This is a genomic window from Streptomyces sp. ALB3, from assembly GCF_044385685.1.
In the GTDB taxonomy this organism is placed as follows: Bacteria; Actinomycetota; Actinomycetes; order Streptomycetales; family Streptomycetaceae; genus Streptomyces.
Map to the genome: position 1 here is coordinate 1 of NZ_JBISCE010000049.1, position 1159 is coordinate 1159.

The window sequence follows — 1159 nt, forward strand, 5'->3', positions numbered from 1 at the left end:
CGGTGTGTTCGGTGGTGCGGGCCAGGCGAACTACGCGGCGGCGAACGCGTTCCTGGACGCCCTGGCCGAGGCCCGGCGGGCAGAAGGACTCGCGGGGCAGTCGCTCGCCTGGGGCTTGTGGGCCGAGGCGAGCGGGATGACCGGGCAGCTCGGAGCGGACGATCTGCGGAGGATGGCCAGGGGCGGCCTGCTGCCGTTGTCCACGGAACAGGGACTCGAACTCTTCGATGCCGCAGCAGCGTTGCCCCACGAAGCCGCGCTGGTGCCCATCCGGGTGGATACGGCCACCCTGCGGACCCGCCCGGAGGAGACGCCTCCGATGCTGCGAGGTCTGGTCCGGTTGCCGAACCGGCGTCACGCCGACCCCGGGGCTGACCGGTCCCGGTCCTTCGCGCGCACCCTCGTCAGCCTCGACCCGGCCGCCCAGGAGACGCACGTCCTGGAGCTGGTGCGCAACGAGGTCGCCTCGACCCTGGGCCACAGCTCGGGTGAAGCGATCAAGCCCCGGGAGGTCTTCACCGATCTCGGATTCGACTCGCTGACCGCCGTCGATCTGCGCAACCGGCTCAACGCCGTCACAGGCCTTCGACTGCCGGCGACTCTGGTCTTCGACTACCCGACCCCCGCGGCCCTGGCCGGCTTCGTCCGGGCGGAGGCCCTCGGCACACACAGTGAACAGGCCAGGGCCACCGGGAAGACCGGCCCCACGACGGACGACCCGATCGCGATCATCGGCATGAGCTGCCGCTTCCCGGGCGGAGTGGCCGGGCCGGAGGACCTGTGGCGGCTGCTCTCGACCGGAGGGGACGCCGTCACGGGGCTCCCGGCCGACCGGGGCTGGGCAGTGGAGGAGCTGTTCGACCCCGACCCGGACAGGCCCGGCACGTCGTACACCCGCGAGGGCGGGTTCCTGCACGACGCCACGCAGTTCGACGCCGAGTTCTTCGGTATCTCACCGCGCGAGGCGGTGGCGATGGATCCGCAGCAGCGTCTGCTCCTGGAGGCCTCCTGGGAAGCGGTGGAGTCGGCCGACATCGATCCTTCCACCCTGCGTGGCAGCGACACAGGCGTCTTCGCCGGGCTCATGTACCACGACTTCGCGGCGTATGCCGCTGCGTCCGCCGAGAACCTGGAGGGGCACCTCACCACCGGCACCGCA

At 71.4% G+C, this 1159-nt stretch carries 1 protein-coding gene; it reads left to right on the forward strand.

The features are described 5' to 3' along the window. Positions 1-1159, forward strand: a 1159-nt coding sequence (locus tag ACHFIV_RS33155; protein WP_398976645.1) for a beta-ketoacyl reductase, incomplete at both ends; no start/stop codon positions are given.